General features: G+C 45.5%; 25 protein-coding genes and 2 tRNA genes. 12 read left to right on the top strand and 15 right to left on the bottom strand.

Annotated features, from left to right (window positions below; all coding sequences use genetic code 11):
* The first annotated feature begins 16 nt into the window (after window positions 1-16).
* Genes ACKPCE_RS11125 through ACKPCE_RS11095 form a run of 7 tightly spaced genes read left to right on the top strand, consistent with a single transcriptional unit; the run spans window position 17 to window position 9426 of the window.
* Window positions 17-520 carry a hypothetical protein gene (locus tag ACKPCE_RS11125; protein ID WP_308765500.1) on the top strand — a complete coding sequence of 168 codons (504 nt, stop codon included), beginning with the start codon at window positions 17-19 and terminating at the stop codon, window positions 518-520.
* A gap of 36 nt (window positions 521-556) precedes the next feature.
* Complete coding sequence (locus ACKPCE_RS11120) at window positions 557-1678, top strand: hypothetical protein (RefSeq protein ID WP_319505239.1); 1122 nt, start codon at window positions 557-559, stop codon at window positions 1676-1678.
* A gap of 57 nt (window positions 1679-1735) precedes the next feature.
* Entirely contained in the window at window positions 1736-2638 is a 903-nt protein-coding gene (locus ACKPCE_RS11115; RefSeq protein WP_308765498.1) for a FimB/Mfa2 family fimbrial subunit, read from the top strand.
* Window positions 2639-2673: 35 nt separating this feature from the next.
* Window positions 2674-3693 carry a hypothetical protein gene (locus ACKPCE_RS11110; RefSeq protein ID WP_319505238.1) on the top strand — a complete coding sequence of 340 codons (1020 nt, stop codon included), beginning with the start codon at window positions 2674-2676 and terminating at the stop codon, window positions 3691-3693.
* 19 nt (window positions 3694-3712) lie between these two features.
* Window positions 3713-6031, top strand: a complete 2319-nt coding sequence (locus ACKPCE_RS11105) for a DUF4906 domain-containing protein (RefSeq protein WP_319505237.1) — start codon at window positions 3713-3715, stop codon at window positions 6029-6031.
* Between the two features lie 5 nt (window positions 6032-6036).
* Entirely contained in the window at window positions 6037-8325 is a 2289-nt protein-coding gene (locus ACKPCE_RS11100) for a DUF4906 domain-containing protein (protein ID WP_319505236.1), read from the top strand.
* A gap of 39 nt (window positions 8326-8364) precedes the next feature.
* Window positions 8365-9426 (top strand): acyltransferase family protein, encoded by a 1062-nt coding sequence (locus ACKPCE_RS11095; RefSeq protein ID WP_319505235.1) that lies wholly within the window; start codon window positions 8365-8367, stop codon window positions 9424-9426.
* 84 nt (window positions 9427-9510) lie between these two features.
* Here ACKPCE_RS11095 and ACKPCE_RS11090 read toward each other — a convergent pair whose 3' ends face one another.
* Window positions 9511-10275 carry a TIGR02757 family protein gene (locus ACKPCE_RS11090; protein WP_319505234.1) on the bottom strand — a complete coding sequence of 255 codons (765 nt, stop codon included), beginning with the start codon at window positions 10273-10275 and terminating at the stop codon, window positions 9511-9513.
* Between the two features lie 81 nt (window positions 10276-10356).
* On the opposite strand from ACKPCE_RS11090, the gene ACKPCE_RS11085 reads away from it, so the two are divergent.
* The 4 genes from ACKPCE_RS11085 to ACKPCE_RS11070 all read left to right on the top strand — a co-directional run bounded on the left by ACKPCE_RS11085 (window position 10357) and on the right by ACKPCE_RS11070 (window position 12861).
* Window positions 10357-11733, top strand: a complete 1377-nt coding sequence (locus ACKPCE_RS11085; RefSeq protein ID WP_319505233.1) for an MFS transporter — start codon at window positions 10357-10359, stop codon at window positions 11731-11733.
* A 65-nt stretch (window positions 11734-11798) separates the two neighbouring features.
* Window positions 11799-12602 (top strand): MBL fold metallo-hydrolase, encoded by an 804-nt coding sequence (locus ACKPCE_RS11080; protein WP_024996978.1) that lies wholly within the window; start codon window positions 11799-11801, stop codon window positions 12600-12602.
* Window positions 12603-12693: 91 nt separating this feature from the next.
* Window positions 12694-12766: transfer RNA gene (locus tag ACKPCE_RS11075), tRNA-Lys, on the top strand.
* A gap of 22 nt (window positions 12767-12788) precedes the next feature.
* Window positions 12789-12861, top strand: a tRNA-Lys gene (locus tag ACKPCE_RS11070).
* A 77-nt stretch (window positions 12862-12938) separates the two neighbouring features.
* On the opposite strand, the gene ACKPCE_RS11065 is transcribed toward ACKPCE_RS11070, so the two are convergent.
* From ACKPCE_RS11065 to ACKPCE_RS11025, 9 genes are all read right to left on the bottom strand, one after another.
* Window positions 12939-13505 carry a hypothetical protein gene (locus ACKPCE_RS11065; protein ID WP_319505232.1) on the bottom strand — a complete coding sequence of 189 codons (567 nt, stop codon included), beginning with the start codon at window positions 13503-13505 and terminating at the stop codon, window positions 12939-12941.
* 146 nt (window positions 13506-13651) lie between these two features.
* Window positions 13652-13747 (bottom strand): smalltalk protein, encoded by a 96-nt coding sequence (locus ACKPCE_RS11060; RefSeq protein WP_319505231.1) that lies wholly within the window; start codon window positions 13745-13747, stop codon window positions 13652-13654.
* 156 nt (window positions 13748-13903) lie between these two features.
* Complete coding sequence (locus ACKPCE_RS11055) at window positions 13904-14428, bottom strand: HU family DNA-binding protein (RefSeq protein WP_319505230.1); 525 nt, start codon at window positions 14426-14428, stop codon at window positions 13904-13906.
* A gap of 163 nt (window positions 14429-14591) precedes the next feature.
* The gene (locus ACKPCE_RS11050) at window positions 14592-14822 is read right to left on the bottom strand and encodes a DUF4248 domain-containing protein (protein ID WP_276963766.1); all 231 of its coding nucleotides are present in this window, start codon (window positions 14820-14822) and stop codon (window positions 14592-14594) included.
* A gap of 28 nt (window positions 14823-14850) precedes the next feature.
* A complete protein-coding gene (locus ACKPCE_RS11045; RefSeq protein ID WP_319505229.1) occupies window positions 14851-16071 on the bottom strand; it encodes a DUF4373 domain-containing protein in 1221 nt (406 codons plus the stop codon).
* Between the two features lie 5 nt (window positions 16072-16076).
* Window positions 16077-16526, bottom strand: a complete 450-nt coding sequence (locus ACKPCE_RS11040; RefSeq protein ID WP_319505956.1) for an N-acetylmuramoyl-L-alanine amidase — start codon at window positions 16524-16526, stop codon at window positions 16077-16079.
* Between the two features lie 29 nt (window positions 16527-16555).
* The gene (locus ACKPCE_RS11035; RefSeq protein WP_319505228.1) at window positions 16556-17056 is read right to left on the bottom strand and encodes an NUMOD4 domain-containing protein; all 501 of its coding nucleotides are present in this window, start codon (window positions 17054-17056) and stop codon (window positions 16556-16558) included.
* 958 nt (window positions 17057-18014) lie between these two features.
* Window positions 18015-18137: a hypothetical protein gene (locus ACKPCE_RS11030; protein WP_276963758.1), complete on the bottom strand. Its 123-nt coding sequence runs from the start codon at window positions 18135-18137 to the stop codon at window positions 18015-18017.
* A gap of 122 nt (window positions 18138-18259) precedes the next feature.
* Window positions 18260-18607: an SH3 beta-barrel fold-containing protein gene (locus tag ACKPCE_RS11025; RefSeq protein ID WP_319505227.1), complete on the bottom strand. Its 348-nt coding sequence runs from the start codon at window positions 18605-18607 to the stop codon at window positions 18260-18262.
* A 264-nt stretch (window positions 18608-18871) separates the two neighbouring features.
* Between ACKPCE_RS11025 and ACKPCE_RS11020 the strand changes: the two genes are divergently transcribed.
* Complete coding sequence (locus ACKPCE_RS11020; RefSeq protein WP_319505226.1) at window positions 18872-19276, top strand: hypothetical protein; 405 nt, start codon at window positions 18872-18874, stop codon at window positions 19274-19276.
* A gap of 184 nt (window positions 19277-19460) precedes the next feature.
* Here ACKPCE_RS11020 and ACKPCE_RS11015 read toward each other — a convergent pair whose 3' ends face one another.
* The 5 genes from ACKPCE_RS11015 to ACKPCE_RS10995 all read right to left on the bottom strand — a co-directional run bounded on the left by ACKPCE_RS11015 (window position 19461) and on the right by ACKPCE_RS10995 (window position 25474).
* A complete protein-coding gene (locus ACKPCE_RS11015) occupies window positions 19461-20615 on the bottom strand; it encodes an MORN repeat-containing protein (protein WP_319505225.1) in 1155 nt (384 codons plus the stop codon).
* Window positions 20616-20693: 78 nt separating this feature from the next.
* The gene (locus ACKPCE_RS11010) at window positions 20694-21980 is read right to left on the bottom strand and encodes a M16 family metallopeptidase (protein ID WP_319505224.1); all 1287 of its coding nucleotides are present in this window, start codon (window positions 21978-21980) and stop codon (window positions 20694-20696) included.
* A 1-nt stretch (window position 21981) separates the two neighbouring features.
* On the bottom strand, window positions 21982-22740 hold the full coding sequence (gene kdsB / locus ACKPCE_RS11005; protein WP_319505223.1) for a 3-deoxy-manno-octulosonate cytidylyltransferase: 759 nt from the start codon (window positions 22738-22740) through the stop codon (window positions 21982-21984).
* A 17-nt stretch (window positions 22741-22757) separates the two neighbouring features.
* Complete coding sequence (locus ACKPCE_RS11000) at window positions 22758-23135, bottom strand: 2-amino-4-hydroxy-6-hydroxymethyldihydropteridine diphosphokinase (protein WP_319505222.1); 378 nt, start codon at window positions 23133-23135, stop codon at window positions 22758-22760.
* A gap of 11 nt (window positions 23136-23146) precedes the next feature.
* Window positions 23147-25474, bottom strand: a complete 2328-nt coding sequence (locus tag ACKPCE_RS10995; RefSeq protein WP_319505221.1) for a transglycosylase domain-containing protein — start codon at window positions 25472-25474, stop codon at window positions 23147-23149.
* Between the last annotated feature and the right edge of the window lie 72 nt (window positions 25475-25546).

The raw sequence follows: 25546 nt of genomic DNA, 5'->3' as shown, positions 1-25546 counted from the left end.
CCCCAAAACAATTAAAATGAAAAAATTATTTATTTTTTTAGCCATTATTGCGCTGCAGGTATTATTTGTAACTGCAAAAGCACAAACAACAATCAAAACGGAGCAATCGGTCTTTCGCTTTATTATCAGCCGCGGAGAAGTGTTTGAAACAAATGCTTCCGGAGCGTTGACAGAGCTGACTTTATCAGGTTTTTTTAGTGAAGATGTTAAAACAGAAGGAGAATTAACCCCTTCAAAAAGTGTAGGTTCACTAACACTTACTGGAAAAGCAAAAATTAATCCCTACAGTTTACAACGTCAAACAAAAGTCACTTCTTCATTAGTAATGGGTTCTGTATATGCTCCACGCGGACTTATGCTAAGCGTAATAGTAGACGGGTACCCTTTATCAGTACTACTGCCTTATGTAAACGAGAAAGACACTTGGCCATCCGGATACACCTATACATATAGTTTAGCCGTACAAGGAAGACAATTATCTGTTTCAGGAGTTAACGCAGAAAAAAATCAAAACAAATAAATAAGATTATAATTCAAAAGTAACAAAACAAAACAAATGAAAACAAAATTCTCCTTTTTAGCAACCCTTGTAGTTGCATTAGGCTTAATGTCATGTTCCGAGAACAATGATTTGCCTGTTGACACCGACAATCAAAGTATTTACCTAAAAATTGGTAACATTGAATCTGCTCAAACCAGATCTGAAGGTACCGCTGTTACTGAGGCAGAGGCCGTAACATTAACCGATGGATACATTTACTTTATTACCGCACAAGACGGTATTAAAGAGTGGTACAAGATAGCATCTTCGGGTACTTCTGATGTCGCAAACAAAGTTATAACAACTACTGACTTAAAAAATGGCTTTAAATTTAGCAATGTATCAGGAGAAGTTAGTAAAGTGTACATTGTTGGTAACCCCAATTTAGGAAGTGGCGAAGCTACTACCATGGAAGGATTTAAAACGTTATCTGAACTAAAAGCCGGTGTTAACATTAGCATTTCTTCTCAGAACAACGTACAAGACCTTACTATTGTTGGAGAAGGAGGAGTGACAGCTGTTCTCGAAGGTGCAGAAACAGATAAACAAGCAGTAGTATCATTGACTCCGCTCTGTGCTCGCATTGAGGTTGGTGCTATCAAAGTGACTGGAACCATAACAGATTATACGTTAAAAGGTATCTATGTTAATAGGTTTTATGCAAATAAAACTCTTAGTAATGTGTTCGCCAATTTGCAAAATGAAGAATCAACAGACAATTTCGGAGTCGCCGGTACAGGAGTATATAGTACCTACCAAACGATGTGCGATCAGGACGCAACTAGCATTGGCAACAAGACCTTACTGACAACCTCACCAAAAACAGGTAATGTATGGGCTTATCAATTTTTCCCCGGAGGTGCAGAGAATCCAAGAATTACTTTAAAATTAAGCGGCATAACTAGTAGTGTTGCTGGCGAAAGTTATCTCGACCCTCAGTTTGTGAACATACGTGGATTCTTAAATAGTACAGGTACAGCTATTACCACTTTTGCACCAGGTACGATTTACCATATTAATGAAGTAAGCATTGAGAAAAATAATTTAACTCAATTTCCAGACCCTGAAGATATTAATTTATGGGTTACTGTAACAATTAACACATGGAAAGTTGAGGTAGTTACCCCGATTATGTAGTAACCAAATTGTTCGTCTTCTTGATTTTTTAAGAAGACGAATAATAAAAAATCAGGCATGAAATATAAAATGTTATTTATCGCGTTATGCTCCTTTGCACTCATAATATTTGCTTCCGGATGTACCAAAGCAGAATTATGCGAGGGAAAGAATGTGACATTATATTTCCAATATAAAGCAGGAGGCACACAAGATGTGCTTCCTGAATATATTGGCAGTGTAATGATATATGTGTACGATGCCGAAACGGGAAAATTCGTCCAATCGGCCAAAGTGAGTAACAACCAGCTACTTAGCTCTCAACAAACAGATTTACTACTAGATCCCGGCAAATATGACGTTATATGTTGGGGGAATGTAAATGATAACACTTTATTAGCAGACGTAACATCAGGAAAAACTAAAGCTATTATTGCAAATACAAGAACTAGCAGCGAACAGCAATTAAAAACCACAGACCCTTTATATTACGCAAAAACGACCCTCGAGGTCTCTTCAGAAAAACTAAGCAGCAGCGCAGAAGTCAATTTCTGCTGTGCCCATATTGATATTTGGGTATATGTTAAAGGCATTATAGATCAATCAACAACTACAGCTTCAATAGCACCAGTAATTAGCGTTGGTTATCTTCCCTCTTCATGCGATTTTGACATGAGGGCTCAAGGAGATAAAATCTGTTATTATCCCGAATCATCTTATAGAGAAGATAGATTAGTGTACATGTCACATTGTTCCGTTTTTAGGTTTGACGAAAACACGGACGCTTCTATTTACGTATATAACGGTTCAAACAGAAAACTTATAGACAAAATTAGTTTATGTGAATTCATAAGCAAAAACCAAATTAGTATCTCTCAGAAAGAAGAGGTTTCAATCGCTATATTACTTGAATATAGTCCGCTAGGAGTAACAATTAGCATTCCCGATTGGAAGGAAGTGCCTGTATCACCTCAATGGTAAATGTATAATTTGTATAATCAAATAATTCTGAAGAAATGAATATCAGAGGCATTTATAAAAAAATATATTACATTATATTCTTCACACTTAGTAGTTTAACGATGCTTTCGTGCACACAAGCAGAGGTACTAGCTACTACAGGTGAAGATGTAAACATGGCTATCAACCTGCAAACGCGTTCATTATCCGATGAAAATGCCTTGACTGGTGAAGAAACGCTCACCAACGTTTATGTTTTTATCTACAACTCGAACTATATACTAGAGAATGGAAGCGACCTTTCAGTTACTGCCGGAAATCTTGCCAGCAAACGTTGGGTGGTAAAAGAAGGAATAAAACACGTGTACGTAATAGCTAATCCTGATGCTGAACTACAAACCAGACTTGCAGCCAAACCGTCTCGACAAGAATTATTATCCATGATTACTAACGCTAGCTCATTTGATGCATCCGTATCAAATATTCCTACAAAAGGTATATTAATGGCAGGAAAAGCAGAAAGCAAACAAATAACACAAAATACTGCCACTATAGATATTTCTCTTGAGCGCAAAATGGCCAGAGTTGATTTCTATCTGAGAAAAGAGGCTAATGTAAGCGGCAGCTTAGTGGTCAAAAGTGTTACGCTTGAGAACACTCGAAAAGCAGGTAAATTATATGACGAAACAAACAGTTATACATACCCAATTGCCAATATAAATGCAGGAACCCTAACTACCACAAGTGGCGTAGTTGTTACAGCAGTAACAAGCGCTCCGGCAACAGATAACACATACACGTTTGTTTCATATAACTATTCTTTTACCAATAAGTTAGGTTCATCATTTGTAGAAACTGATGTCAACAAGTTGAATATAACGATAGCCTATACCGAAAGCGGTTACACAATGACATATAATTATGTATTATATTTATCGACGAACAACACCTATGGTAGTTCATTATCCATTGTGCCCAATAGTGTTTATCAAGTAAAAGCAACAATATACAAAGAAGGAATAACTCTTTCTGTAAATGGAGTAACTACTATAACAAACAGTTTTGTAATTAGCTAAATAGCCAGCGTAGAGCCATATGAAAAAATATATCATTATTACATTATTATTATCGTTAAGTTTAACAATAAGCACCTGCACCGAAAGTGATTTTACGGACAACAATTCGGCAGAAAAAACAGAGGTTACGCTCAACATAACTACTAGTTCACCTACTTTGGTAGGTAATGCGACCTCTAAAAGTATAGAGACTAGAACCGCTAGTCAGGCCCTAACAACTAACGAGAAAAAAATCAGTAATATATGGGTTTTTCAATATGAATACAATCAAAGTACGCCGTTGAGCAGCACATTAGTTGAAGCTCCCCGCTACTATTCTCTGTCGGCCGGTGCTACCAGCCAAAGTATCTTATTGCAAACATCGAAGGCTACACAGTATCAAATAGTTGTCGTGGCCAATACAAACAGCAGCACTTGGGCATCGGATATTGCTAAAGGAAGTGCTCTTAGCTCACTTTACAGCAAAACAACAACTTATGCTAATGAAGCAGCCATGTATGGCAATGGCAATGAAAATTTACTAATGATGGGTACCGGCACTCCGGGATTAATTTCATCACAAACAAACGTTAATGTTGCATTAAACAGACTGCTAGCCAAAATCACTTTTACATTTAAAATTCCGGATGCACTAAATTTAAGTGTAACCAACGTTGGTATTTACAATGTACCTAATATCATTAAATGCGGTGCTCCAGGGAGTTCCGATATTTATCCGTCAAGCGGTTTCAACACAGCTGTCTATAGTGAAATAGCTGTGACAGCAGGCACAAAGACCGCAACGTACACATGGTACGTTCCCGAAAATCAACAAGGGATCATAACAAACAGCAGTGCAAATACCAAAAATGACTTGGCTCCTCAAAATGCCATGTTCATAAGACTATACGGCGATTTCAAAGATAATGGAAACTCGTATGTATTCACTGTTTATCCCGGCATGAATGAAACCAATGACTTTAACATACGAAGAAATTACAACTACACAGTTAACTTAGACATAAACAGTGTCAATCTCTCTGACGCCAGAGTAGATGCATCTCCTGCCAACTGTTTTGTAGTAACGCAAAACAGTACAATCCGCTTCAACCCCTATAACAGAACAGAATCGGGAGGAGGCTTTAAGTATTCAGACTACGTAAATAAGTCCAATACAACCAAAACAATCAGCTACGTTAAAATACTGTGGCAAACCGGTAATGGAACATCTTTGGCTATCGGGAATAATTCGGCAAATAATTTAGTTTACATGCTCGATGACAAAATCTATGTAAAAAGTGGAAACATTAATGGAAATGCAGTCATTGCAGGATACAATTCCAGCAATCAGATTTTATGGTCATGGCACATCTGGGTTAATAATAAAAAGCCGGCCAATGTGGCTAATGCAGTAAAATACATGACTTATAAATGGGATGCAACCGGCATTTACACCAATCAGTTGGTTCAAGGACATAGTTTCATGTCATGTAATCTGGGCGCTGAAGACAGTCAATTTCAGAGCCTCACGTCTTATGGACTTTATTATCAATGGGGCCGAAAAGATCCTTTCCCGGGAGCAAACAAGCTGGTGCTCGACCCAAGTGCAGAATCGGGTAGTTTAAGTGATTTTGATTATACTTCGGCAAACATTCAAGCTGTTTATGATAACAACGGAGCATTGATAGACATGCCATCTACTGTAGGCAACAGCACATCTGTTTTCAAAGCAGTTAGTACATCGCCAACAGTAGGCACCATTGCCTATGCTACACAAAACCCCACAACATTTATATGCGCCACAAGCATCCCTGGTGATGGAACAGATCTGTTGAACTACGGCGATTGGTATTACGGATTAAACGACCGCCTTTGGGGGGGCATTCCATATAGTGAGGCCACGGTGAAATATACAGCCCCCGACGGCACGCTGCTTGCAAACAACGGAGCCACCTCGAAATCCATATTCGACCCATGTCCGGCAGGCTGGATGTTGCCACCGGCAGACGCATACATGATTTTCACTCAAACAGGACTAGCGGCAGCGGGCATTGATAATTTAAATGTTGTTTCGGCTACACGCTACGGATATACTTATTACGTAGGTGGATGGAAAACAGCACCTACCAGCTATTTCCCTTTTAATGGAACACGCATGTATACCGGTCAGATAACCCGTCCCGCTATCTGTGGAGTATACAGAACATCGGCCGCCACCCCTTCCGACAACCGTGTTTACACATTACACTGTCATAATTGGGATACAGATGCGATGGTAAACCCATGGTCGGGCCCTGGCGACAGATATTCGTACAGAGCCAACGGGGCACCTATCAGATGTATATTAATCAATGAATAATAGAGATGATAAACAGACTTACTATTTTTAGCTTCGTATTTGTTACCATGTTAATGATAACGTCGTGTACAGAATCACAGTTCAGCGACGTTGAATCGCCCGAGACATCACTATCAGAAGTCACTCTTAAGATGAGAGCCGACGAGCCCAAGCTCGTGGGAGGCGTATCAAAAGGTGCAAATACCAGAAATGCATCGCAAACACTGATAACCAATGAGAAAAAAATTAGTAATATATGGGTTCTTCAATATGCTTATAATGAATCGAATCCTACCAGCAGTACGTTGGTAGAGGCTCCGCGCTATTATTCTTTATCAGCCGGAGCAACTTCGTTAAAGCTTTTATTACAGACATCTACCAGCCAAAGATATCAGATTTTTATCATTGCCAATACCAACAGTAGCACTTGGGCAGCAGACCTGACCAAAGGCAGTACGGTTGCCACATTGAACAATAAGGCCACAACGCTGAGTACAGAAGCAGCCATTTACGGTAACGGAAATGAGAACTTAATGATGATGGGCAGCAGCGGTCCGCAGTATATATCCTCGCAAACGTCTGTCAGTGTTGCCTTAACAAGAATGCTTGCTAAAATAACTTTTACATTCACCATCCCACAAGCGTTGAACTTAAGTGTTACCAGCGTGGGTATTTACAATGTGCCCAATGTAATACGTTGCGGTGCTCCCGGAAGCACTGATATACATCCGGCAGTTAGTGGTTTCAGCACTGCTGTTTACAGTGAGACGGCTGTTGCAGCAGGTACCAAAACCGCTACTTACACATGGTACGTTCCCGAGAACCAAAAAGGCACGGTAAGTAATACAAATGCAAACGCTAAAAATGACCTTGCCCCACAGAATGGCATGTACATAAGACTATACGGCGATTACAAGGATGATGGAAATTCGTATGTGTTCACGGTGTATCCGGGAGAGAATATCACCAATGATTTTAACATCCGCAGGAATTACAATTACAATGTTACATTAAACATCAACAATATCAATTTGTCTGACGCCCGTGTCGACGCATCTCCTGCCAACTGTTTTGTGGTAAGTACAAATAGTATGATCCGATTTGACCCTTACACACGTCCCGAAACAGGTGGAGGTTTTAAATACTCGGATTACGTAAACAAGTCTGTCAGCACAAAAACAATAACAAGTGTGAAGATTTTGTGGCAGACAGGAACCAGCAGCACTTCATTAGCTCTGGGCAACAACTCCTCAAATGCCTACGCATACTTAAAAGATAACAAGATTTATGTAAAAACAGGAGCCATAAACGGAAACGCAGTCATTGCAGGATACAACAGCAGCAATCAAATTCTGTGGTCGTGGCACATTTGGGTGAATAATCAGAAGCCTGCCAACGTGGCCAATGCAGTAGAGTATTATACATATTATTGGGATGCCAGCGGCATTTATCCGTCAACGCTGATTAAAGGTCATAGCTTTATGTCATGTAACCTCGGGGCAGAAAACAATACTGTAGGCAGTCAAACAGCGTACGGTCTGTACTATCAATGGGGAAGAAAAGATCCTTTTCCGCAAGCAAGCGCATTGTTGGATCATTTAGGTACTACATATACCTCCGCGAATGTTATTCCTGTTTATGACAATGCAGGTGCAAGAATTACGTGGACCGATATGACCGTTGGAAGTTCTACAGGATTGTTTAAGTCTCTGGTATCCTCGAGTACGTACGGTACAATCGATTATGTAACAAAAAACCCTACAGCTTTTGTGTGTGGTGCTGCTGTCGTTTCAGATGGTTACGATACAAATGGAGCAAGAGTTAATGATGGCGACTGGTTCTGGGGACACAACGATAGATTATGGGGTGGAAGCGATTTTAATACAGCAACAAAAAAATATGGAACTGCGCTAGCTAATAACGGTGCAATAGAAAAATCAATATTTGATCCATGTCCGTCGGGATGGATGCTTCCACCTAGTGATGCCTTTTTAGTACTAAGTAAAACAGGATTATCTACATCATCTGAAGCAAATATCAACATGAGCAGTGCTTTCAATTACGGATATACTTATTTTGTTGGTGGATGGAAAACAGGCAAAACCATCTTTTATCCATCTAATGGAGAAAGGGAATATAGTGGCAATACATTTAGAATTGGTCATTGTGGAACATACTTCACCTCTGCATCCAGTGCCGGAGGAGCTGTCTTTACATTCCACGAACACCCTTCGTTAACAGATCCTTTAGATAATACAACGTACAAAGATAGATCAATGGCTTGCTCCATACGATGCGTTTTAATTAATGAATAAGTAGAGGGAACAAAAAAAACAGTACCTTTGTTCCCCAACATGACACCGCAAGAAGTACAATCAAAAACCATTGCGTGGCTCAGATTCCCTATGATTATAGGCGTATTGCTGATACACAGCTACAACCCCATTCATCCGAAAGGGGAGGTATTTGTGTTTGTGCGCAACCTATCGTCCGAAGTCGTGGCACGCTTTTGCGTTCCGCTGTTTTTTCTCATTGCGGGCTACCTGTTTTTTTATAAACTGAAGCAGTTTAACGGTGCAACATACCGGGAGAAGCTCCGCAAGAGAGCCTCTTCCCTACTGGTGCCCTACCTATTTTGGAACTTGTGGGCTATTATCACATACGTTGTACTACAAGAAGTTTTTGAGTTGCGCACACTGGCTTACGGTCCTGTAGACAGAGTTGAAACGTGGCAGATAGCCGACTATCTGCGGTGTTTCTGGGACATCCGCGCACCGCATTATCCGCTGGTGTATCCGCTGTGGTTTGTACGCGACCTCATGGTAACCGTGCTCCTCACTCCCCTTGTGTATGCAGGCATAAAACGCCTGCCGCACCTCTTCATTGCCGCCCTTTTTGTGGCGTGGATCGGCGGTTTTTCGTTTCGTGTCACCGGACTCAACACGGGTGCCATCTTCTTCTTTTCAATCGGTGCATTGCTGAGCATTCAGGGCAGAAATATGGTAACCGAATGCAGAAAGATACAACGTTTCTCGTGGGTGGCATACCCCGCCATTGCGCTGGCCGATACCCTTTGCAAAGGCACAGTGGCTACCACGTACCTGCATCCGGCAGGCCTCCTGCTAGGCATTGTGTTCACCTTCAACATCACCTCGTGGCTCATCGAAAAGGAGAAAATACGTCCCCGGCATTTTCTGGCTTCGGGAAGCTTTTTTGTGTACGCTGCGCACGAACAAATGCTGAGTCAGATCCGAAAAACACTGGTTACTTTTGTGCCCGATACCAGTGAAACAGCCTCTTTCATACTGTATCTGCTCCCCCTGTTGCTCACCGTTGGCATTACCTTGGCACTGTATTACCTGCAACAACGTTTCGTGCCTGCGCTCAGTCGCTTTACGGTGGGTAAAAGAGACTGATCCCCACAAAGCAAGGTCGCTCATCGACTTGAAAACCCCGCCTATGAATGGATTACAGAACAATACTTCCCAAAAAAAGAAAGTTTATAAAGTTTTTTCGGGGTCAGTAAGAGAAGTCGAGGCCAACTTCATACGGCTCTGCTCCTCGCCAAAACCAAACAAGGCAAAGTCGTACTTGCACGGGTCGTGCGGACAAAATTCCTTGAGGTGTTCCGTGATGATCAATGCCGTTTTCAGCCGCTCGGTTCGGGGAATGTCCGTCCACAGCTCACGCGAGATGCGCCCCACATGCACATCGAGCGGAATGATAAGCTCTGCAGGCGAGATGCGCTGCCACACGCCCAAATCGACAATGCCGTCATTCCTCACCAGCCAGCGAAGCATCAGGTTGGAACGCTTGCACGGGCTCTTCGTAAGCGGCGAAGCCACGTGCCGGGTTTGCAACAAAGCAGATAGTTCATGCAATCCGCCCAACACTCCGTTGCGACCGGTAAACAGCTCCTCTAAAGAATGGTGCGTGGCGTAAAACCCCTGCAACGCCCGGCAAACAAAGAACAAATCGCGCTCAAAAATAGTGCGGTGCACGTTGCGCGCAGAATCCTCCCATCGTTGCCAGCCACCCTCTATGATGAAGTCGAACGGAGAATCGCCCATGGCTTCGTGCAACCGCTGCGCATCACGGCGCACCATGTCGCGCCGCCCCCAGGTGATCACAGAAGTCAGCAAAGCCGACACCTCCACATCTTGCAAACGCGAAAACCGACGGGGAAATTGCACCGGATCCGTATCAATAAACGCCTGCACATTGTATTTTTCTGTCAATTCTTCTAATAAATCCTTTAACTGCATGCACGCAAAGATAGGATTTATCTTAAAATTCCAGCACTTTTTTTATCTTTGCTCTCCTAATTTAATAAAGTAACAGAAAAAATGAACAATTCCCCTCAAGCTGCTAACAAAGGCTTTACAAGAGCCTTTTGGGTTAGCAACACAGTCGAACTGTTTGAACGCATGGCATACTATGCCGTATTTATCGTTCTAACCATCTATTTATCGAGTATTTTAGGTTTCAATGATTTCGAGGCAAGTATCATTTCCGGGCTATTCTCGGGCGGTTTGTATCTGCTACCCATTTTGACGGGAGCTTATGCCGACAAAATAGGCTTCCGCAAGTCAATGATTACCGCTTTCACCCTGCTCACCATTGCTTACCTGGGACTGGGTGCGTTGCCCACTTTTCTGGAAGCATCCGGACTGGTAACCTACGGCAGCACCACACAGTTTAACGGTTTGCCGCAAAGCAGCGAACGCTGGATTATTGTGCCTGTGCTGGTCACGCTGATGATTGGCGGTTCCTTCATCAAGTCCATCATATCGGCTTCCGTTGCCAAAGAAACCACCGAAGCTACCCGTGCACGCGGCTACTCCATTTTTTACATGATGGTGAACATCGGAGCCTTTACGGGCAAAACCGTTATCGACCCCTTGCGTGATCAGATTGGCGACCAAGCCTACATTTACATCAATTACTTTGCCGGCGCCATGACATTCATCGCCCTGCTAGCCGTTATATTACTTTACAAATCGACCGAGACAGCCGGCGAAGGCAAAAGCATGGGCGACATCGGTCGCGGTTTTCTGCGCATCATCACCAACTGGCGATTGCTCATACTGATACTCATCGTAACCGGTTTCTGGATGGTGCAACAACAGCTTTACGCCACCATGCCCAAATACGTAATCCGCATGGCAGGCGAAACCGCCAAACCCGGATGGATAGCCAACGTTAACCCCTTCATCGTGGTGTGCTGCGTTAGTTTCGTGACACGCCTCATGGCTCGCAAAAGCGCCATTACATCGATGAACATCGGCATGTTCCTCATCCCCATTTCTGCCCTGCTGATGGCGTGTGGCAACCTGCTGGGTAACGATTTGCTGGGCAGCATGAGCAACATCACCCTGATGATGATACTCGGAATTGTGGTTCAGGCACTGGCAGAATGCTTCATTTCACCGCGCTACCTAGAGTATTTTTCGCTTCAGGCACCCAAAGGCGAAGAAGGCATGTACCTCGGGTTCAGTCACCTGCACTCCTTCCTTTCGTCCATTTTCGGTTTCGGGTTGGCAGGAATCCTGCTCACCAAATACTGTCCCGACCCCGCTTTGTTCGACAGCCGCGAGGCATGGATGGCCGCCAGCGCCAACGCCCATTACATCTGGTATTATTTTGCAGGCATCGGTTTGGTAGCCGCTTTTGCACTGCTGGCATTTGCTAAAATAACCAACAAAATGGACAAAAAAGGATAGTCGGTACGTTCAGTTCTTTTTTATTGTGTATATTTGTGGCCATTTTACCATCGCGTATATTCAACATGAAAATAAAATTTATAAGCCTTGCCAGCGGTAGTAGCGGTAACTGCTACTACTTAGGCACAGAAAAATACGGCATACTGATTGACGCAGGCATCGGAATCCGCACCATAAAAAAGACATTGAAAGAAGTACAAATACCCATGGAAAGCCTTCGGGGCGTTTTCGTTACGCATGATCATGCCGATCACATAAAAGCCGTGGGACATTTGGGCGAAAAACTTCACATACCGGTTTACACCACCGCGCGCATTCACGAAGGAATAAACAAAAGCTACTGCATGACCGAAAAGTTGTGCCACAGCGTGCGTTACCTCGAGAAAGAAGCGCCCATGCAACTGGAAGATTTCCGCATAACCTCATTTGAAGTTCCGCATGACGGAACGGATAATGTGGGTTACTGCGTAGAAATTGACGGCAAAACATTCTCTTTTGCCACCGACCTTGGCGAGATTACGCCCACCGCAGCCCACTACATTTCAAAGGCCAATTACCTTATTATAGAAGCTAATTATGACGAAGAAATGCTGAAAATGGGTCCCTACCCTGCCTATTTGAAAGAACGCATTTCCGGAAGCACCGGACACATGTGCAACATGGATACGGCCGAGTTTCTGGCCGAAAACATAAGCGAACACTTAAAATACATCTGGCTATGCCATTTAAGCAAAGACAATAATCACCCCGAACTGGCTTATAAAACCATTGAATGGAAATTAAGAAGCAAAGGAATTATTGCCGGAAAAGATGTGCAACTCGCTGCTTTAAAGCGCAGTACGCCATCCGAAGTGTATGTATTTGAGTAGCCGCTCGAAAAAAGCCTTTAAAAAAGGTTCTTTTTTACTTGGCAGTAAAAAATAAAAAGCCTATTTTTGCACCCGCAAACAGAAAAAAAATGCACTCTTAGCTCAGCTGGTAGAGCAATTGACTCTTAATCAATGGGTCCAGGGTTCGAGTCCCTGAGGGTGTACTTTTCTTGTTGCATATTTGTTGCACTCTTAGCTCAGCTGGTAGAGCAATTGACTCTTAATCAATGGGTCCAGGGTTCGAGTCCCTGAGGGTGTACTTTGTTAGTTTTTGTTGTTTTAAATTATAACCCCTTTCTGGTGTGATTCAGAATGGGGTTATTTTTTATACTTTTATCAGTAACGCCTGCGCGGTGCAGGTCCCATGACTCGAAACGCTATTCCACCGTCTTCAACCTTCAACCTGCCGGATACCGGTGTCGAGCCACGCCTGCCATTGTAAGAAGGCACATACGAGTAACGGTTGCCACCAATGGATTTGAGCTTTCCACATTCCCAGTCGTTGAAATCAGAATAGTAAGAAAACTGAGTTCGCCCGATGCTTTTCACCTTGCCTGCCTCATACGACCAAAAGTCGGAGTAATACTGAAAGCCCACATTGCCGATGCTTTTTATTTTTCCCGATTCGTACGACCAGAAGTCAGAATAATAAGAGAAAGAAACGTTGCCGATGCGCTTCACCTTGCCCGCCTCGTATGACCAAAAGTCGGAATAATAATCAATAAACGCCTGCGTGTCAATTTCAAGAATGTCACCATACATGTTAACAACGGCGTAACCACCATCTTCGAGGTCAATCATTACCTCAAACTTGCCGTAAATATCTGTGTAAACGGTGCTGACCTGCGCACCTGCACCTCCGGTAACGAGGAGCAAAAGGAGGGATAAAGCTAATTTTTTCATACGTAATAAATAGTTTTGTTAATTCCAGTAATGTAAATGAATAACACAAAGGTAAATCATAATTTGCAAAATACAAGTAATTTTAAATAAAATTTCCGGCTCGTGCACGCTATTTAATCAAGGTACATGGAGCCGGAAATTACTATTTACAGTGTCATGGCTTGTGCGCCCACGGCACCTGCAACGGCACTAGCCACTGCGATGATGATTTTCAGGAGAATTCCCCAATTGAATTTCTTCATTTTTTCAGGTTTTTAATTCAACAATTGTATTACATTTATGTACCCCATGCCTGACCGGTCAATCGGTTTGGGAAGCGTTATTCGCCAGGGTTATAGAATGACCGGTCGGGCCAGCATTATGCGTTCTGGTTATCGGCATGGACGGCCGAGCCAGCGTTATCCGTTCGGATCATCGGGATCTTCGCCAGCACCTCCTGTGCCACCGGTACCGCCTGTTCCGCCTGTGCCCGGATCAACCGGTTCATCGGGAGTTTCGGCATCCTCCGTTCCCGTCCACCGCTGATACTCCACCCCGCTAAACAAGGCTCGGGTAGCGCCTCGGGTGCTCGGACTGCGGGTCGATGTGGGTGTAAACTGCACCCTGAGGGCGCCAATCTGCGAAGCCGAAACATCATCGGCTTTATTCACGCCGCGACCGCTGGCATTGGCAAGGATGGTAAACGAGCCCAATCCGTCGAGCCGCACGGTGCGGCTGTTGAGCAGCTGTTCTCTGAGCACACTCATCAGGTTGCGAATTACGTTGTGCACATCTCCCGGGGTGAGTGAAGCCTTTTCGGCAATCAGTTCGCCCACTTTCTGAGTGTCGATTACCTTGCCCACTTTGACCAGGCGCGGATGCCATTTCTTCACTCCGTCTTTCGACACAATGTTACTCTGACGTGGTTTGTAAAATAAAGTCATAAATAGTTACTTTTAAGGGTTAATTACTCATGGAAAGAAGCGGGTTCGTGGCATTCAGAACTCTCGCTTCTTGCCTTTGTTCCGGAACAGTGCAAAGGTACAACCTGCCCCAAAGAGGGTAGCTATTTATGGTTCGCAGTGGTTTATAAAGGTTTGATTCGTTCTAAGGCTCTCCCAAATAGTGTACAATACATTTCACCTGTGCGGGAGTGAGCAGGTGCAAGCGCGATGAGTAGCCCGTTTGCTGCAAACAGTCGGTTAGTTGCCGGTTGCGGGCAATCCACACATTGAGCTTTCTGCGTGCCACGGCAGCCGTGAATTCGGGCAGATATAACTGCGCCAGTTCTGTTTTCGTGAGACTGGTATAGGGAAATTGCATTTCTTGTGTTTCCATTATTCTTTCATTTTAGATGTTTCTTCGCTTATAATTTACCGTTTTTGCGCTGTATCTTGCGTATGTACTTTTCGTACGTATCCATAAACAGATCGGGGTGGTTAAATGCCCAAAGCACATAAACGGCAGGGCGTTCCTTACGCTTCAGCTCGGGTAAATAAGAGAAGTTCAAGATGCGCCACACCAGTCCGCCGATGCCGCCAAGCTCGGTGCGACGGCACATCTCACAAATGGCCGACACGGATTTTTCGTCGGTCACCTCGAGCATGTTCATCACTTCACGCACCCGGGCAACCGCCCGAAGATACGTGCCTTCGTCGTGCGGGGGCGCTCCACGAAGGGAGTTTAAGAGGGTTGCAGGAAGAGTTCCGTTTGCATCGCTGCTTTGCGGATCGTCGTTCATGTTTAGTGCTCCAGTTGGAAGAGCAGCTTCGCTATTACCCCCTCCGAAGCCAGCAGGTTTATAGGCCCCCGAAAACTCTTCCCTAATAGACTCGCCAGACGGAGAAGAAAAAATAAAATCAGCGGAAGCGGAAGACAGACCATTAGAAACAACAGCGGGTTCACCCCTGTTTCCGGCAACGCTTTGTGGGGGCAGGCAGCCCGCGGCTGTTATGCCACACCGGGCGATTTCATCTGCTGTGCTATGCTCTTCTGTAGTCTGTTTTAATTCATTTTGATTTGCTGTACTATTCTCTCCTTTGTTTTGGTTTCCTCTTGTCTCCTCTTGTTTCCTTTGGGGCATTCCTTCCGAAGTAACTGCTTCGGAAGGCGCATTTGGGGGCAGTTCGTCCGAAGCAGCCCGTTTACGACCCTTTCTTTTGGGTTTTTCAGCGGGTAGTTGGGGTACTTCCTGCGGTAATTCAATCAAACTAAATTCGGGATTGATGGTGCGTTGCCGCTTGCAATCCTGATTAATTTTCAGGTAGCGCAGCTGAATGGCAGCCGAGGTAAGCACCGCCTTGTCTTGAAACAAATCAACGTTAAAAATCTTAGCCAAAACGCACGCATCAACAATTTTAGCAGCTAGCTCGGGGTCGCATTGCAGGTTCTCGCTGAGGTCGAAACAAGTGTCCTCATCCCAATTCATGTAATACCCCCGCGTGCGGTAAATATCGGTAAACAGCACCACGATGGCCATGGTGCCCGTGCAACCGAAAGTACGCGCAATGCGGCGTACTTTGGTGTCTTTCATAAAATCAACGTCGAACGGAAAATAATCGAGTCCGTCTTTCTGTGGTCTTGCCATGTTCGTTATTTTGTTATTATAAATTCATTTTTGACATCAAAACAGGGACAGGATTTAAGAAATTCATTCGGTGTGATAACACCGTTGCCATCTGCATCCGGACTGGCATCCCGATGCCCTATCACCTGCTTCACCGAAGGAAAGGTCAGGCAAAGCGCATCTACCAATTTGTGCAACGCCTCCTTCTGCGGCTGAGTGCGTGTGTCGCACGGCTGACCCGCCTCGTTGAGCCCACCCACGTAACAAATGCCTATAGAACGGGCATTCCACCCCATGCAATGCGCCCCGTCGAGCATCACGTCGCGCCCCGCCTCAATGCTGCCATCCAGGCGAATTACGTAATGATAACCAATGCTCCAAAATCCGCGATCGCGATGCCATGCATCAATAACCGCCGCGGTAACATCGTGACCGGCACGTGTGGCCGAACAATGAATAACGATTGTATCTCTCATCATTAATTAATATATTTACTGTTTATAATTTAAAGATATGTTACTACATTTTTATATTTCCCGCAAACGGCAGGTACCCGCAACTGCGTGTTGATGGTAGCTATCGAAAAATTCTCGGCCCGGCACATGGCGCTAACCGACGGATAACGCCTTACCACCTCGCCCGCTTCGTTGAGCACGCCACAAGGCTTGGCCTTAAAATTAACCAGTCCGTGCAGCAATGCATGCTGAAAATTTTCATATTGATCACACCACTCCAGGTTATCCGCCCGGTTGTTCGCTTTGTTACCGTCGAGGTGATTCACCATCGGCAGATTCTTGGGATTAGGAAGAAAGGCCTTGGCCACCAACCGATGAACCAAGTGTTGAGTCATAATACCCTTCATGCAAATCCCCACCGACGCATACCCCATAGAAGAGTTCTTTGCTTTGTGAAAGCAGCTTCCACCACGCTTAAAACTCGCCACCCTGCCGGCATCAGACACCATGTAACGACAGTCGGTTCCTTCAATAAATCTCCAATTTTCCATGATATTGTTTTTTGTTATAAAATAAAATTACTATTCCTATTATTTATGAAGTCGGCACGCCATTCATTTAACGCCTGCCGGCCCATTTTATTACCATTTGAAACGTTCAATACAAGAAGTTTCTTTTGTGTGTACAACTTGCACGCTTTTCGTGTATATACTAAAAACACGCAACGCACAACTAGCATCCATACGTTGTAGCTATTTTTAAGGGCAAAAAGACATTGATTACGCTCTTTTCTCGTTTGTTTTTATTATTTCATAAACACAAACAGCTCTTTTTGATTTAACGATTTATTACCGTCAAAGATCATTTTTGAAGCAGAGAAACAAAACCACCACTCACCACCACAAACCGCTGATCCTCAAGCACATCGAAAAAACCGTTAACCATTTAGACAACACCGGCAAAAAAAATAATTCCACCGTTGCAAACCGCTGATCCTCAAGCACATCGAAATAATCGTTAACCATTTAGACAACACCGGCAAAAAAAATAATCCCACCAATGTAAACCGCTGATCCTCAAGCACATCGAAATAATCGTTAACCATTTAGACAACACCGGCAAAAAAAATAATCCCACCAATGTAAACCGCTGATAATCAAACACATCGAAATAATCGTTAACCATTTAAACAACACCGGCAAAAAAAATAATCCCACTAATGCAAACAGCTGATAATCAAGCACATCGAAATAATCGTTAACCATTTAAACAACACCGGCAAAAAAAATAATCCAACCAATGTAAACCGCTGATACTCAAGCACATCGAAATAACCGTTAACCATTTAGACAACACCGGCAAAAAAAATAATTCCACCGCTGCAAACAGCTGATCCTCAAGCACATCGAAATAATCGTTAACCATTTAGACAACACTAGCAAAAAAAATAATCCAACCGCTGCAAACAGCTGATCCTCAAGCACATCGAAATAATCGTTATCTAATTAGTCAACACCAGCGAGAAATTCCCAATTGGCGGCAAAGAGCCTGGCGTTCCTGCTCCAACTCCTCGGCCGAATAATAGCAAGAGGGAGAAGAGGTATCAGGTTGTGGCTCCAGCTCATCGACCATGCTCAACACGTATTGCAGCTCCTCTGCAAGCGCCAGGGCAGCCTCGCGAAGCGAATCAACCTGATACTGCTTGCAGAGGCGGATGTGCAGCGCCCGCGCCTCACTTTGGTTGGGCAGTGTGCTCATGGCAACAAATCCGACTTCGGCTGGATAGCATGCTCAGGAGTGCAAATCTGAATGAGATTAGCCGCTTTGCATGCGCGCCACGCCTGCCGTTGCACATCATAGTAAACCACAAAACTCGTATTGTGGCGAGGTTTATAAGGTCGTTTGAAACAATATTCGTAATTACACAAGGTACCCTCCGCCTCTCTCAGGGTGCCATCTTCCTTCTGATACTGAAAGGTCACATTGCCGGCGTGAAGTTTTTCAATTAAGTTAAATGCTAAACTTGCTTTTTCCATAGCTAAACTAAAACTGCACCCACTTTCTTGCTTGATAATCACTGCTTTAATTCTCAACTGGTTCATAAAATCCATATTCGTCATTTTTAAAATTAGTACTTCTTGATTATGTATTTATATAATCAATTACATCATCTTGATTAATTATTAATAAAAAATTAAGTGCTGCAAACCTAGTAATATTAATCAGATAACTAGGATAAAAAAGTTTCTAAAATTAAAATATGCATTTTAGAAACTTTTTATAGTGGATATTACAAATATCCTGCTTATTTTTGCAGAATAAAAAACCTTAATGTGATTGATAACATTAAACAAAATTAATATACTATGAAAAATATTTTTTCATTAATTGGGAGGAGACAATCGGAGTTATTATTCTATGTGCGCTTATTGTTTGCTAGAAAAGGACGTAAAATAACACAAAAAGACATTGCCAATATGGCCGCTACTACCCAACGTACTGTCAGCAACATCGAAGCGGGCGAATGCATTAACAGCAAAAGCGCTCTGCACATGTTCGAGGCTTATGCGCTTTATTGGCCCGAAATACGTGAGCTGTTCGGCGAGCTTTTCTACATGCTACAGAATATTTTAAGTATTCCGGCCAAGTACAAAGCGATTTTGTGTGATGAAGGAGCCAATCGTTCCAGAGTGCCCCAAAAGTACATTATAGACTTCGACAAGGCGGAACAAGCACTAGCAATAGACTTCAAGGCCATTACTGCATGGTAAACGTGTGTTCGGACGGCTGGCAAGCCATAGACTCCAGCGCTCCGTTGGACCCTAGAAGTGAGGGGATGTTGAGAACCTCTCATAAACTAAAATCACCCTCGCTACAGCTATCTGTAACGAGGGTGATTGTATGTTTTGGGTATGCTAACACACCCTAAGTTTTCTATTAAAAAGCGAGGTAAGACTATTGCAAAGCCCCAAATTTATAAGTACCCTTACGAATCACGTTACCGTCTTTATCGGTTTCAACGAAAGGACCGTGTTTTTTTCCTTGTTTGAAGAAGCCTTCAAAGCGGTTGCCGTCTTTGTCTTCCTGCACCCCGTTGCCATCTTCCATACCGTTCACGAAACTGCCTTTGTATTTGGTTCCGTTGGTCAGCGTCAAAGTGCCCTGCCCGTTGGGCTGGTTATCCTTCCACTCACCCTCGTACACATCACCGTTGTTCCATTTATAACGGCCAAAACCGTTGCGTTTATTGTCCTTCCAGTCGCCCTCGTACACAGCACCGTTGGCCCAGGTGAAAGTACCCTTGCCATCTTGCATACCTTCCTTGAAGTTGCCCACATACTTATCGCCGTTGGCATGATAATAAATACCGGCACCGGTGCGTTCACCCAGCAGATAAGCCCCCTCGTAACGGTCGCCCGTGTGGAAGAAATAAATACCCTTGCCGTGCTGAATATCATCTACCCAGTCGCCCACGTACTTATCGCCGTTGGCATATTCAAAAGTACCCTTACCGTCTCTCGAGTCGTTTTTCCAGTTGCCGGTGTACTTGCAGCCATCGTTCCACATGAGCTCGCCTTGCCCGTTCTTCTTGTCGCCCTTCCAGGCACCCGAGTACTTCGAGCCGTTCTTCCAGGTGTAAATGCCCTGACCTTCGCGTTTATCATTCGCCCAGCCCCCTTCGTACATGTCGCCGTTGTGATAAAACATAGTGCCCTGTCCGTGCTGGTAATCTTGAAACCACATGCCCGTGTAGCGGTTATTATTCAGAAAATAATACGTACCACTGCCGTGTTGCTGATCCTGAAACCACTGTCCCTCGTACTTTTCGCCATCGGGAAAGCTGTACACGCCAAAGCCCTCGCGCTTACCTTTTACGTATTCGCCCTCATACACGTCGCCGTTTTTGAAGATGGTTTTGCCTTTGCCATGCGGCTTGCGGCTTTTGAGTTCGCCCGTGTACACCGAGCCGTCTTTGAACGTGTAGCTGCCAATCTTCACTTCGCCCGAAAAGCGTTCGGTGATTTTTCCGAAGAAGCCGCCATTGTCCTGAGCCTGAACAGGTGTGTATGATAAGTAGGAGGCCAATATGATAGTGTAAAAATATCTCATCTATTATGGTGTGTTTTGGATTAGTAATCATCACAAAAATACAATTTTTATTCAAATTACCGCCAGCGCAGCCGGCTATTATGACATCTTTTTACCTGCAACAACCTCTTTTAAAGTCTCTTTACATAAATATTGCTGTGCCAAACGGGCCATATCTTGCGGTGTGGCTTCCTTCACGGCACGCAGCGAACGCCTGAAATAATCATCATCAAGTTTCGACACGTAAATAAATATCCAGCCGTCTTGCAATGCAAAGGCCGATTCATACGAGCGGCACATCTCTCCGATCATGTAATTTTTCACCATCGTAAGTTCCTGTTCGCTCACCGGTTCGGTATGCAAACGGTCAATCTCGGCGTACACTTCGCGCACAACGGCTTCTACATATTCGTTGTCAGATTCCGAGTTAATCATCAACACACTGGTATCGGGGTACGACATCAGTCCCGCCGAAATGCCATACGTGTAGCCTTTTTCTTCGCGTATGTTCGTCATCAGTCGGCTGCCGAAGTAACCACCGAAAAGGGTGATAAGCACACGCAGTTTCAGGTAGTCTTCGTGGTTGTGGTCAATCGTGACAGCTCCCATCCTGAGGGAACTTTGCACGGCGTCCGACTTCTCGGTAAAGATGCGTTTCTGCGGTGCCGACTGTATCTCAAAACAAGGTCTGGTGAGGTCGGCTTTGTTGCTCCCGAAGGGTTTGGTGCCCATCACATCGGTCACCGCATCCATCACGGCAGGAGTTATCTTTCCCGCCAAAAAGATGTGACAGTTATCCGACGTGTAATACTTGTCGTAAAACGATTTCAGGTGTTCTGTTGTGAGATTGCGGTAATCTTCCTCCTTCGCAAACTTCCCGTACGGATGGTTTTCGCCAAACAGCGAACCAAGCAGGGAGCGTTGCGACAGGTACTCCACGTTGGCCAAATTCACTTGCAGTCGTTGCAGGTTCATGTCAACAACAGTGGCGAATTCCTTCTCCGGAAATACCGGTTCGGTCACCATGGAGTGCAGTACCGACAGGGTTTCGCGGCAGTAACGGTTCAGCGTGTAAAGCGTTACAATGGCGTGCTCCATGGAGCAGGTCAGCTCCAGCCATGCCCCGTAGTAATCGAGTTTCGAAGCAATTTCGGCCGATGTGTAGCGAACCGTACCTTCGCGCAACATGCGGTTGGTAAAAAGCGCCTGAAGCAGGGTGTTCTGACGCAGTTGTCCCGCTTCAAACACCAAGTCGATGCGGCACACTTCCTGTTCGCCGCTGTTGATTACACTGAGCGGAATACCGTTGGGAAGTACCGTGCGCACGGGCTTCTGAAGATCAAGTTCCTCGAGCTCAGAGATGGGTGGTTGTTGGGTTCTGTCCATCTTATCGGGCATTCATCTGACGAAGAAATTCTTCTGCTCGCTGCAAATCCTGAGGCGTGTCGATGCCAATGGTTTCAACGTGGGTGATACCCGCTTTGATGGTGTAGCCGTTCTCCAGCCAGCGCAGCTGCTCCAGCGATTCCGCCAATTCAAGGGCCGATTGCGGCAAGGCGGTTATCTCTTTCAACACCTCGGTGCGGTAAGCATAGAGTCCGATGTGCTTGTAGTACACCTGCCCTTTCAGCCAATCTTTCTTCTCGGCGTTGCGCTGAAACGGTATAACGGAGCGGCTGAAATAGAGTGCATGGCGGTTTTTGTTGAGCACCACCTTGGGCGAATTGGGATTCTCCAACGCTTCAAAGCCGTCGGCTTCGGTAAACGGTTTCACCAAAGTGGCTATCTGTGTGGTGGCATCGTTGAAGCATTCTTTGATGGCTTCCAGCTGCGAAGGCTGAATAAACGGTTCGTCGCCCTGAATATTGATAACCACATCAAAATCGCCTCCCGCACGGGTGGCAGCCTCGTAACAACGGTCGGTACCGCTGTTGTGATGCGGCGAAGTCATAATCACTTTCCCGCCGAAAGCCTTCACGGCAGCCTCAATGCGTTCGTCATCGGTAGCCACATACACCTCGTCGAGCACGCCCGCCACCTGTTCATATACACGTTGAATCACGGTTTTTCCGCCCAAGAGCGCCAACGGTTTCGCAGGGAAACGGGTGGATGCATATCGGGCCGGAATAATTCCCAGAAATTTCATCTTATCTTGTTTTTAAGTTATTCATTGGTCATTACTTGCGCCATGCCGCGCTGCACGTAACTGCGCTGCATGTCGGCCGGTTTCAGCACCCGGTCGTTAAATTGCAACAGGTCGGCATCCAACTTGATCACCTCGAGCTGCTTGTGAGCAGGCAGTCTACCCGCCTCTCGTTCCAGCTCCTTGAGCGTAGCCCGCACCTCGTCGGCCGTTTGCCGGGTGTGCACCACCGCCACCTGATTGAGGAAGGGCGACGGGTTTTGAAGTCCTTCCGCAGCAGTGAGGTATGCCTCAGAAAAACGAACAGACGGATAAATTTCCGTCAGTCGTTCACGTGCCAGTTGCAGGTGTTGCTCCCGGCCGTCGTTGCTCCCCAGGCAGATAATGCAGGTATTCATGCCACCGGTGCTTATCTGAACAGGTCGTCAAGACCGGTGCTCTCCGTCGGCGTAGTCGAAGGATCTCCTTCACCACTACCGCAGGGGTCGAATCCTTCGGGTAACTTGAACCGTTCCGTTTGGTCGTAACCCAGCGATTTGTCGGCATACACCTTGTTCATGTAAAGCGCCCAGATAGGCAGAGCCATGGAAGCACCTTGTCCGTCATACATGGTATCGAAATGGATGTCGCGCTCCTCGCCACCTACCCAACAGCCCGATACGAGCGAGGGGGTGAAGCCCATGAACCATCCGTCCGAATTACGGTTTGTGGTACCCGTTTTACCACCCATATCTGCCGTAATGCCGTAGCGGCGCACGCGCCCGCCCGTACCTTCGTTAATCACGGCACGCAGCATAATAAGCATTTTGTAAGCACTGGTAGCGCTGATTACCTCCTCCATTTGCGGAGTGAAGTTGGCTATCACGTTGCCGTCACTATCTTCTATTTTAGTCACCAGCAGCGGTGCCACGCGAATACCCTTGTTGGCAAAAGCGGTGTAGGCGCTCACCATCTCGCCCACGGAAATTTCGCACGGGCCCAGACAAAGCGAAGGTGTGGGCTGAATGTCTTTGTTCAGCACTCCGAACGAGTGAATAAGTCTCACCAACGCATACGGATTGAGTTTACTCATGAGGTAAGCCGAGATCCAGTTGTTAGAACGGGCCAATCCCCATTTCAACGTAACCATTTCGCCGTAGCGGTCGCGCGAGCTGTTGCGGGGCGACCACGCCTCACCGGCCTCGGTAATGATGGTTTGTTCCACGTTGCGCGCCTCGTCACACGGAGAGAATCCGTTTTCCATGGCGAGCGAATACAAGTACGGCTTAATGGTTGAACCAATCTGCCGGCGTCCCACCATGGCCATGTCATATTGGAAATAGGTGTAGTTGGGACCGCCCACGTAGGCTTTCACATGGCCGTTGAACGGATCCATCGACACAAAGCCGGTGCGCAGGAAGTATTTGTAGTACCTGATGGAGTCCATCGGAGTCATCACCGTATCTTTCTCGCCATGCCAAGTGAAGACCGACATCTCTTCGGGCGTGTTGAATGCCCGTCTGATTTCCGATTCCGAGGCACCGTTGTCCTTCATAATGCGGTAACGGTCTGTCTGCTTCATGGCCTTGTCGAGTATCTGTTTCACCTGTTCTTCGGTGAGCTGATTGGTGTAAGGGGCTGTTTTGCGGTTTTTCTTTTCGGCAAAGAAACGACCTTGCAAGTAGCCTCCCAAGTGTTCTTCCACCGCTTCTTCGGCATATTTCTGCATGCGCGAGTCGATGGTGGTGTATATTTTCAGTCCGTCGGTGTAAATGTTGTAATTCGAACCGTCTTTCTTGTGATTCTTTTGGCACCATCCGTACAGCGGGTTTGTTTCCCATGCCAGCGAATCTTCGTAATACTTCTGCATCTGCCAGCTGCGGTAATCGCCACGGCTAGGCTTGCGGGCGGTCATCATGCTGCGCAGGTATTCGCGGAAGTAAGTGGCGAGGCCCTCTTTGTGGTCCACACGGTGGTATTTCAGCGTAAGGGGCAGCTCTTGCAGCGAGTCGCACTCTTCTTCGGTAATGTAATCGGCCTTGCGCATCTGATCGAGCACCACGTTGCGTCTGCCGCGCGAGCGTTCGTTGAAACGCACCGGGTTGAAGAGCGACGGGTTTTTACACATGCCCACCAGCGTGGCGGCTTCTTCTATTTTCAGTTCCGAGGGTTCGCAACCGAAATAGGTGTACGAAGCGGTTTTAATGCCCACGGCGTTATTTAAGAAGTCGAACTTATTGAGGTACATCGTGAGTATTTCCTCTTTTGTATAATAGCGTTCCAGGCGCACGGCTATCACCCATTCAATGGGTTTCTGAAACAAACGTTGCGTCACGCTGTTCGCATCGGGCGAATAGAGCTGTTTGGACAGCTGTTGGGTAATGGTACTACCACCACCGGCATTCTTCTGCATGAATATGCCGCGTTTCACAACGGCACGCGCCAAAGCAATGGCGTCAATGCCCGAATGGTCTTTGAAGCGAACATCTTCCGTAGCAATGAGGGCGTTGATCACGTTGGCCGACAACTCGTTGTAACTGGTGTACACACGGTTTTCTTTGCTGAGCGACCAGGTGCCCATTACTTTACCGTCTTCGGAGAGGATTTCGGTGGCAAACTTGTAATTCGGGTTTTCCAATTCTTCAATCGCGGGCATGTAACCTATCCATCCGTATGCAATGGAGGCAAACAGCATAACGGCTGCCACTAGGCCTACGGCAAAGAATATCCACAATGCTAATACTACTTTTTTTATCATTTTACGGGTGTATTTTTACGAATAATCACTTCTTTTGCATCTGCAATAAGTGTGCAAAATTAAAATAAAAGT

The organism is Bacteroides graminisolvens (assembly GCF_963666085.1).
Taxonomy (GTDB): Bacteria; Bacteroidota; Bacteroidia; order Bacteroidales; family Bacteroidaceae; genus Bacteroides; species Bacteroides graminisolvens.
The sequence above is the reverse complement of the archived record's forward strand: the minus strand, read 5'-3'. Positions and strand labels throughout refer to the sequence as shown.